General features: G+C 54.2%; 7 protein-coding genes and 4 pseudogenes. 8 read left to right on the forward strand and 3 right to left on the reverse strand.

What is annotated here, in order from left to right; all coding sequences use genetic code 11:
* Window positions 1-450 (forward strand): IS6 family transposase (locus M3A49_RS41075; RefSeq protein WP_266233866.1); only part of this gene is annotated, 450 nt, incomplete at its 5' end.
* Between the two features lie 337 nt (window positions 451-787).
* Here the strand turns inward: M3A49_RS41075 and M3A49_RS41080 are convergent.
* Window positions 788-1111 carry a hypothetical protein gene (locus tag M3A49_RS41080; RefSeq protein WP_266233867.1) on the reverse strand — a complete coding sequence of 108 codons (324 nt, stop codon included), beginning with the start codon at window positions 1109-1111 and terminating at the stop codon, window positions 788-790.
* Between M3A49_RS41080 and M3A49_RS41085 the strand changes: the two are divergent.
* The 7 genes and pseudogenes from M3A49_RS41085 to M3A49_RS41115 form a co-directional block, all read left to right on the forward strand.
* A pseudogene (locus M3A49_RS41085) lies at window positions 1110-2303 on the forward strand (ISL3 family transposase); the annotation flags it as partial. The gene M3A49_RS41080 and the pseudogene M3A49_RS41085 sit on opposite strands and share 2 nt — an antisense overlap.
* 386 nt (window positions 2304-2689) lie before the next feature.
* Window positions 2690-4270, forward strand: a complete 1581-nt coding sequence (locus M3A49_RS41090) for a glutamine amidotransferase class-II (protein ID WP_266233868.1) — start codon at window positions 2690-2692, stop codon at window positions 4268-4270.
* Between the two features lie 51 nt (window positions 4271-4321).
* On the forward strand, window positions 4322-4993 hold the full coding sequence (locus tag M3A49_RS41095) for an HAD family hydrolase (protein ID WP_266233869.1): 672 nt from the start codon (window positions 4322-4324) through the stop codon (window positions 4991-4993).
* A 50-nt stretch (window positions 4994-5043) separates the two neighbouring features.
* Window positions 5044-5928, forward strand: a complete 885-nt coding sequence (locus M3A49_RS41100) for an NAD(P)-dependent oxidoreductase (RefSeq protein ID WP_266233870.1) — start codon at window positions 5044-5046, stop codon at window positions 5926-5928.
* Between the two features lie 166 nt (window positions 5929-6094).
* A pseudogene (locus M3A49_RS41105) lies at window positions 6095-6694 on the forward strand (helix-turn-helix domain-containing protein); the annotation flags it as partial.
* Window positions 6695-6729: 35 nt separating this feature from the next.
* Window positions 6730-8296 (forward strand): IS3 family transposase gene (locus M3A49_RS41110; RefSeq protein WP_266233871.1). Its coding sequence is split into 2 segments (ribosomal slippage): window positions 6730-7172 and window positions 7171-8296, totalling 1569 coding nucleotides; the frame shifts between segments, so codons are not numbered across the junction.
* 130 nt (window positions 8297-8426) lie between these two features.
* The gene (locus M3A49_RS41115) at window positions 8427-8729 is read left to right on the forward strand and encodes a hypothetical protein (RefSeq protein ID WP_266233872.1); all 303 of its coding nucleotides are present in this window, start codon (window positions 8427-8429) and stop codon (window positions 8727-8729) included.
* 69 nt (window positions 8730-8798) lie between these two features.
* Here M3A49_RS41115 and M3A49_RS41120 read toward each other — a convergent pair.
* Both M3A49_RS41120 and M3A49_RS41125 read right to left on the reverse strand, forming a co-directional pair.
* Window positions 8799-9460, reverse strand: a pseudogene (locus tag M3A49_RS41120) (IS6 family transposase).
* Between the two features lie 21 nt (window positions 9461-9481).
* Window positions 9482-9739 (reverse strand): annotated as a pseudogene (locus M3A49_RS41125) (IS5/IS1182 family transposase); the annotation flags it as partial.

Raw genomic sequence — 9739 nt, forward strand, 5'->3', positions numbered from 1 at the left:
CGCGGCAAGTGGGTCTATCTTTATCGGGCGGTGGATCGGGTGGGCCAGACGGTTGACTTCATGCTCCGTGCAAAGCGCGACGTGGAGGCGGCAAAAGCCTTTTTCAGGAAGGCGATCAGACATCAGGGCCAGCCACCGAAGACCATCACGCTTGACGGCTATGCGGCCTCGCACCGCGCCGTGCGCGAGATGAAGGCCGATGGCTTGCTGCCTGAGGACACGAAGGTCCGATCCTCGAAATATCTCAATAATCTGGTCGAGCAGGACCACCGCAACATCAAGTCCCGGACGAAAGTCACGCTCGGCATCAAACGTTTCAGGAATGCAGCGATCACTCTCTCGGGTATTGAGTTGGTATATCGCATTCGCAAGGGCCAATTCGGCCTCGCGAAGCTTGGTCTCAAAGATACCACTGCGCCCGCGGTCTGGGAGGCCGTCCTGTCTGCTTGATGAGGTATCCTTTATATAACAACAATCTCGTACAGACCGCCTATTTGCATCAGAGCCCTAAGGATCAGGCCACGTCTCTTGTAACAGGTGCAAAAACGAAACCGGCGTGGCGAATAGCGGTGTTTTGTGGAAAACCAAGGATCTATCGGCAGCAGAAGTGGGTCATGATTTTGCATCTCATTTTTTGGATCGTCGGCGGAATCTATGGGTGAATTATTGTGCGCGGCTAGCCAGATGAAGCTCGATTCCGATACTTATAGAGCTTGCGACATGTTGCATCGAAGGAATCCTGTTCGGACTCGGAGATAGCTGGCCAAATGAGGGGGCCGCCATCTTCTTAGATGAGTTCGTCCAGGAGGGTTTCCACCGGGAGGGCAAGGCGATCGGGATCTTCATGGCGGCTTCGAATCATTTCGCCGCCGAGCATCCAGATGTGATCGCGGTGCCGAAGCAATGTCTTGCGTGCGTATCCCGAGGTCAGGAGATGCTCAAGGAAAGGCGTAAGTATGGCAACGATTTCCCGTCCAGTCGAAATGTCTTCGTCGTCGACTCTCCACGACGTAGGCCAGTTATGCAGGTCTGGGACGTACTGCGCGAGCACTTGCTGCTCATCGGCGACAATGGCGGATTTTTCCTTCCCGGTTCTGTGCTTGCTAACCATGTTGCTGACCCGTCTGCTTAACGCATGTCATCATTTTCCCGGTTTTGTATATGAAGGTGCGCGGCTGTGCGAAGCAACCCAATCCATCGAGATCGACGTTCGGCCGCGAAAGGGTTCAAAGCCGGGTTCAAAGCCGACTTGCTCATGTTGTAACCAGCCCGCGCGGGGCTACGACTCGCTCACACAGCGCCGCTTCGAGTTTATCCCCGTCTGGGGCTTTGCCGTGTTTCTGCTCTATACCATGCGACGCGTCGATTGCCGTGCCTGCGGCGTGAAGGTCGAGGCTTTGCCGTGGGCCAATGGCAAGCACACGCTCACCCGCGCTTACATGATCTTCCTGGCGCAATGGGCTCGGAAGCTGTCCTGGAAAGAAACCGCACTCAGCTTTCGAACCAGCTGGGAGAAGGTCTTCAATGCAGTGCAATGGGTGGTCGAGTGGGGGCTGAATCACCGGGAACTTGGAACGATCAGCGCTTTCGGTGTCGATGAGATCCAGTACGGGAAAGGATACAATTACCTCACGCTTGTCTACCAGATCGAGGCCGGGTGCACGCGACTGCTCTGGGTTGGACAGGAGCGCACGAAGGAAAGCTTTGCGAAGTTCTTTGCCATGATCGGATAGGAGCTGTGTGAGAAGGTTGAATTCGTGTGTTCGGACATGTGGAAGCCTTATCTTGAAATGATCGAGCGTCATTGCCCGAACGCCCTGAATATCCTCGACCGCTTTCACATCGTTGCCAAGATGAATAAGGCCATCGACGAAGTTCGTGCCGACGAGGCCCGGCGCATGACTCGCGACGGTTATGAGCCCGTGCTCAAGAAATCCCGCTGGTGCCTGCTCAAGCGGCGCGAGAATCTCACCGGCAAGCAACGCGTTCGCCTGCGAGACTTGCTTCAGTACAACCTGCGCAGCGTGCGGGCCTATCTGCTCAAGGAAGAGTTCCAGCAACTCTGGGACTATAGCTCTCCCACATGGGCGGGAAAGTTCCTTGATCAATGGTGCACCGACGTCATGCGTTCACGCATCGAGCCAATGAAGAAGTTTGCCCGCACGGTGCGCACCCACCGGGAGCTGATTCTTAACTATTTCCGGGCAAGAAAACAGTTCTCCAGCGGCGTGACCGAGGGGTTGAACAACAAAGCCAAAGTGACCATGAGAAAAGCGTACGGTTTCCGAACCTTCAAGGCGACATAAATTGCGCTTTATCATGCACTTGGAAAACTACCCGAGCCTCAGGGCACCCATAGTTTTTACTGACGAACCCATTTTTAGAGAGGCATGATGGTCAGAAGGACAGGTCCATCCGAGTAGCGAAAGATTATTTCTGCTGGGCACATAGATCTTATACGGATATTAAGATAAATAATCGCACCCTTAGAGAAAATCATTTTATGCGCAATCCCGTGGTAGAAATGAGAAAATGGAACGAAATAACTGCCCTGCGAGCCATCGACCTCGTGCGGCAAGCGCAACTGTTCCCACTGCAAACGAGAACGAAAATGGACTTGAGGCGGTCAGTCATCGTTTTACATGACTCGTCAGCACTTTTAAATTAATCTTGAAGGAGAAAATAAAATATGGCAGGAATTGCAGCAGCATTTAAACTGCCAGACAGTGTTTCAGATGAAACGGTACTTAGCTGTCTGGGGAAGATCGCGGCAAAACTAACAAATAGGGGGCAATGCGGTGCCGACCTATTAGTGTTTAGTGAAAAAACAGGCACAACACGATATCGCTCAGATTGTCTCCCATCAAAATATATTCCTATAGAACAAAGCGAATATGCCATAACCATTAGTCAGCCTGTTTCTGTAGGCTTGGCGCACATTCATAATCATGTCTCAGTGCAAAGTGATCCATCTGACGTGCAGCCACGATCAAACAGTGAATTCGATCACAATGAGAAGAACACGTTTTCCGCAATTTCACTAAATGGCGCTTTGGTTAACGGTCATGACTTGAAGGATGAATTACAAAAACATGGCGTCGTATTAAACCGAAATGACGATGCAGAGATTTTCATGCGATTTGTCGAATTAATTTGCAGAAGAGACTACTGGAAATTTGGTGAGCCCGTCAATTATGAAAGAGTCTTTCGAGAAATTGATCTTCGAATCGACGGGGCTGTGAGTGTTCTGCTTTTGGACGGGCATGGCAACCTCGTTGCATATAGGAATCAAGGGGGGATACGCCCATTGGATTTCATGAACACGACGGACAAGTTTGTATTGTTTGCCTCAGAAAATGGGGCCTTCATTGACTTTGACGGTGAATGCGAGGAAGTCTTGCCGAGTCACATAAAGGTACTGGACGCGCAAACCGGCCTTTTGACGGATCATTTTGTCGGTGCCGAAAAACATCCCGCTACCCTATGCGCATTCGAATCAATCTATATTGGAAGCCTCGAGACAAAAAACAAAAATCAACGCCATGAGTCAACGCGCTATAAAATAGGCTCTGAGCTGAGCGAGCTGATGCATCAAAAGATCTGGTATGGTCAGCATAGTGAACCGATTACTATTTCATCGATGCCAGATACCGGTAGACCATATGCTGACGGACTTTTTTCACAGCTATCCAAGAAATATCCAACAAATTATGAAAGGGTGGAAGTCGTCAGGTTAAATTTATCGAAGCGCACACTGATCGGTGATGTTCGTCAACGCAAGTCACTCATTAACCAGAAGTATCAGGTTATTGATGTTCGCGTGTCAGGAAGGACGATTGTCATCGTGGACGAAGCCCTCATTCGCGCCGATACCAGCAAAGATGTCACCCAAAAACTGATCGACGCTGGCGCAAGCAGCATCCATTGGGTGATTGGCTCACCGCCGATTATCGCACCTAACTACTATGGTGTTGGGATACAGCACATGGAGGAGCTCGCTTTTTGGAAAGTATGGCGTAGGTTGCCTGACCACATAAAGCAATGTGGCCTGTCGTTGCAGAACATGGATCCCAGTATGATTCGCATTATCGAGCAGGAAATTGCCCTATTCATCAAAGCAGACAGCGTCACCTATTTGCCGCTGCAGTCATTGATTGAAGTTTTGCCCGGCGGTGATAGCTGTAACGATCTTTCGCCCTTTACGTTGCGTATGCCAACGCAGGGCGGACAGAGGTTGGCGGCGCAAAATTTTCTGAAAATAGTGGGTTGAAAAAATAATAATTCGACCTTTTTCATTGAAAATCGAATTTGTGGATCAAAAATGAGATCAACACTTGTTCTCGATTGGAATGGCACGTTACTGGATGACACGGAACTTATACTGCAAACAATCAATTCAATTATTGTGCGGTTTAACAAAACGTCTCTCGATCTTGCCACCTTCCAAGAAAAATGTGAATTCCCATTTTCCACCCTCTATCGAAATTTGGGGTTGACCGAGAATGAAATTGCCATCGTTCAAAATGATGGCAACGCACTTTTTCACGATTACTATGAATCCCGTGTTGGCTCGGTCTTACCACGTGATGGAATAGGCGAGATGCTCAAGTTGGCGATGACACATTCCATGAGGGTAATTGTATTAAGTAATCACATTTGTGATCCCATTAAGATAGCGTTGCGACGACTGGGCATCGAGAATTACATCGCTGACGTCCTGGCCTACGATAGTCGTGCTACCCAATACAAGGACATGACTAAAGGTGAAAAATTGGCCGCCTACATTAAAACAAATGGCATTGATCCAAGTTTGACATTTATTGTGGGTGATACACCGGAAGAATGCAGTATTTCACGAATTCTGCGCCTCAAAAGCGTTGCCATTACCGGTGGCGTGGTTTCCGATGCGCGGCTGCGTGATGCCCAACCGGATTACCTCATTCGTTCCCACTTCGAATTGGAGGGTATCTTCGCAAAAAATGGAATCTTATAAGTTGGGCTTCTGACAGGAAAGTGTGCAGCATAATGAACGAGTCGAGATTAATGCGCAATACCCCACCCAATGTGGATGGTAAAGATATCGCCCTAATCGGAGTCGGTCGAATTGGCACGGGGATAGGGATAAACCTGATACGTCATGGTGCGCGACTGCATGTCATGGCAAACAAAAACAGAAACGGTGTGGATTGTTTGCTCAAGCTGGGCGCTAGGGAGTGTATGTCTGTTGCAGAAATGGCGAAGATAGGTATTGTCGTCCTCTCTTTGCCTTCGAGTACTGAGGTCGAGTCGATTTGCCAAACACCCAATGGGCTATTTGCATATTTATTGCCAGGCAGCGTTATTATTGACTGTTCAACCTCCAGACCATCATCAACCCATGCTCTTGCAAAAGACGCCGCACAACGCAGCATCCATTTCGTTGATTCGCCTGTAACGCGAAGTCCTGAACAGGCCCTTCAAGGGAAGCTCAATGCGCTTGTCGGTGCAGATCCGCATATCTATCCAACAGTATCTGGCGTCATGGCCTCGTTTTGTGAGGGAATAATTCACGCGGGCGGCGTGGGGGCCGGTCATAAACTCAAGCTTATCTATAACGGGATGACGATGGGCATTGCTACTGTCGTCGCTGAGACCTGTCAGCTGGCGAACAAGTCAGATATCGATCTTGGACTCCTCCGTGATATTGTTAGTCAGGGGTCGACTAACAGCGGAATTTTTCAGAAGTTTGTGACCTTTCTTCTAAATGAAGATAGAGACGTCCTTTCAATTTCGATTACCAATGCTTCTAAGGATATTGGGTACACGTTGGAATTGGCGGAGCAAGAAGAAATTCTGTTGCCAACACTTAACGTGGCATCACAGCAACTGCAAGCCGCAGTATCGCTTGGTGACGGTCTTTTAACATTACCTCATATAGCGCTCACCTGAATGCATATTTATGCTTCTTTCAAATCTCGAGTGGGTGGCTTGGCGGGTCAAGTGCGGGCTTCAGCCCGGCGAAGCGAACACTTGACGCGTGTGGAAAAAGTAAGCTGGGACAGTGCTGGTTGCGGCAGAATGCGGCAACCAGCACTGCAAGACAACGCGAACACTGATGAACCAGACCCAACTCTTTGAAGCAGCCCTTGGCATCACGGCGCCGTGGTACGTGCAAGGTGTCGATTTCGACGCCGCGCGGCGTGAACTGACCATTGCCGTGGACTTTGTCGCGGGTACGCGATTTTCCTACCCCGGCGTCGCGGGCGAGCACCCGGTCCATGACACGCAGATCAAGCGGCTGCGGCACCTGAATTTTTTCCAGCACGAATGCTTTCTGGAGGTGCGCGTGCCGCGGGTACGACTGCCCGACGGCTCGGTGCGGCTCGTGCAACCTGACTGGATGGGCAAGCTCGATGGCTTTACGCTGCTGTTTGAAGCGTTCGTGCTGGCGCTGTGCCGGGAGATGACATTTGCCGCCGTGGCTCGTCTGGTGAACCTGTCGTGGTATCGCGTGAAGGCCATCTGTGACCGTTACGTGGACCTGGCGGTGGCCGCAACTGACCTGTCTGGACTCACCACGGTGGCCATTGACGAAACCTCGTGCCGGCGGGGTCACGACTATGTCTCGCTGGTCGCAGACATGGACGCCAGGCGCGTGGTCTTTGTCACGCCCGGCAAGGATGTCCCCCGCGTCACAATGGTTGTCGCCTCGATAGAATTGGAATCTGGGGGCGATAAAGAGAGAACGAGTTGGCGCGTTACGGACAGACATTCAAGGACAGAGCGGTGGCGCGGTTGCTGGCGCCGGAAAGCGCATCAGTGGACGAGGTTGCGCGAGAGATCGGTGTGGGCGCGCAGACGCTGGAGCGCTGGCGCAGTGATGCACTGTCCATGCCCGCTCGCGAGCGGGCATGGACAGCGGCCGCCCGTTTCGAGGCGGTGTTGAACACGGCAGCGATGGACGAGACGGCGCGCAATGCGTGGTGCCGTGAGCATGGCGTGTATCCGCAGGAGCTGGCCCAGTGGCGACAAGCGGCCACGCAGGCGCTGGCCGAGCCCGAAGAGGCCCGTGCGAGTCCTCAGCAAACGAAGCAGGATCAGCGCCGCATCAAGGAACTCGAACGCGAATTACGGCGCAAGGAGAAGGCGCTGGCCGAGGCAGCCGCGTTGCTGGTACTTTCAAAAAAGTCTCGGCGATCTTCAACACGGACGAGGGCGAGGACGAATGATCGGCCTCGAGGATCGCCAGCAACTGGCCCGGGAAATCGATTCGGCGAGACTGGCTGGCGCACGGTTGCGCCTGGCCTGCGAGGTCGCGGGAATTGATGTGCGCACCTTGCAGCGCTGGAGAGCCCATCAGGGGCTCGTCAACGGCGACGCCAGGCCCGGCGCGATACGCCCGCCGCCTGCGCATGCCCTGAGCCCAGAGGAGCGGGCAAACGTACTGCGCGTAGCCAACGAGGCGCGCTTTGCTGACATGCCACCGGCGCGAATCGTGCCGATGCTGGCCGACGAAGGCGTGTACATCGCCAGCGAATCGACCTTTGCACGCGTGCTGCGCGAGCATGGACAGATGAGGCGCCGTGGCCGTGCCAGAGCTCCTTCGGGCGCCCGGCCGCCGACCACGCACGTCGCAACGGCGCCGCGCCAGGTATGGTGCTGGGACATGACGTTTCTGCCGGCAACGGTAACGGGTCGATGGTTCCATCTGTACCTGATCCTGGACCTTTACAGCCGCAAGATTGTCGGCTGGGAGGTGCACGACAGCGACGCTGCCGAACACGCCGCTCATCTCGTGCGTCGTACGGCGCTCTCTGAAGGCATTGCCGCTCTTGAGACCCGGCCGGTGCTGCACGGCGATAACGGTGCGACGCTCAAGGCCACCACCGTGCTGGCAATGCTCCACTGGTTGGGTGTCAAGCCGTCGTACTCACGCCCCCGTGTCAGTGACGACAACGCCTACGCCGAGGCGCTCTTCCGAACCGCGAAGTACAGGCCGGAGTTTCCGGCCACAGGCTTCGAGGACCTGAACGCTGCTCGCACGTGGGCTACCGGTTTCGTCCAGTGGTACAACTTCGAGCATCGTCATAGCGGCATCCGCTACGTGACGCCTGCGCAGCGTCATGCCGGCGACGATCGTGCGCTTCTCGCGGCACGGCACGCACTGTACGCGAAGGCGCGTGCATGCAATCCGGCTCGCTGGTCGCGTCACACGCGCGACTGGACACCGGTTGATGCCGTGACGCTTAACCCCGAACGTGACACCGTCGTCGAGATGGCGTCGATCGGCGCGAATAAACAGCCTTTGGCTGCATGAGTGAGGCGACAACTACCTTGACGCGCGCCGTCTGCTTGATGAGGTATCCCCTATATAACAACAATCTCGTACAGACCGCCTATTTGCACCAGAGCCGGAACGGGAAGCGTTTGAACGCCGCATCAACGAAGTGGCAGCGCTTCAGCGCACCCAGAGCATCGAAAAGCTCAAGCGTGAAATCGAAGAGCGGCGCAAGGCGTCGATCCAGTATTCACTGCTGGAAGATGCCGACGAGCGAGCTGAACGGGAACTACGCGACTTGCAAGACGAGCTCAAACGACGCCAAGACCAGTTTGGCGACCTGCTGGATCGACTGAAAGCTGAGAAGGAACGCATCCTCCAACACGTGGTGCCCTACCGCTTCAACCTGCGCGCTGATGCGCAGGTCTTCCCGGTCACCGTTGAAATTCGATTCCCGGAGGCTCAGGCATGACCCCGCATCTTGACGGCGTTGTCACGTTAAGGTATTCGAGACGCAAGTGCGCACAGGACGTACATTTGCTCAGAAATCGGACGGATCTTGGGTGAGCCCAGTGATGCGATGCCACCCGGCAAAGCGTGCGGCGAGCTGATTGCGATCGAGTGATGCACGCAGTAAATGTCGCTTGAGCGCGAAGTGCTGGCGAATTGGTCCGAAGCTCGATAAGAACGCTTGTGTGCGATCAGGATCGCGGAAACCACGCATCCGGCGTTCGCGCTCACGCGTGGGTTGATGGCTATTTTCGGCACGGTTGTTCACCCGGGCACTGGCTTTGACGAATACGTGTTTGATGTTTGCCAGTTCGGGAATTTCGGCCTTCGCGGCGCGTCGGGACAGGCGGCCAGCACGCGTTTGAAGAAGCGCTTTGCTGCGGCCTTATCGCGACGTTTCTGCAGCAGGATGTCGAGTTCGGCACCGTGCTGGTCGACTGCCCGCCAGAGCACATAAGGCTCACCGCGCAACGTAACGAAGACTTCGTCAAGATGCCATGTGCTGCCAGGTTTGCGGCGAGCAGCTTTGACGCGATGTGCGAAGCCCGCGCCGAATTTGTCGCACCAGCGGCGGATCGTCTCGTAACTGACGATGACACCGCGCTCGAACAGCAGTTCTTCAATATCACGCAGGCTGAGTTGGAACCGGAAGTACCACCGAACCGCGTGACTAATGAGTCGCCCCTGAACAATTCGCTTCTCGTGCGGCCGGCGTCACACCATCGCGTCGGCAGCAATGCTGCGGTTGAACAATGCAGCGAGAATGAAGACACAAAGAAAGCGCAGCTTCCTGAGGATCATCCGCAGATTATGGCCAGCGCCGCACAGCACCGCGTGCATCGCATCGCCGAGCGCGCCCTTCAGCCAGTTGCGATCGAGTTTTCCGTCTGTCTTCATGTGACCGATGGCTGGCTCGATTGCGCTGCGCCGTCTGATCATCGCGCGTAGCCCGCGTGTGATGCCCCGCCGCAA

The sequence above is a fragment of the Paraburkholderia sp. CNPSo 3076 genome, assembly GCF_026343935.1.
Taxonomy (GTDB): Bacteria; Pseudomonadota; Gammaproteobacteria; order Burkholderiales; family Burkholderiaceae; genus Paraburkholderia; species Paraburkholderia nodosa.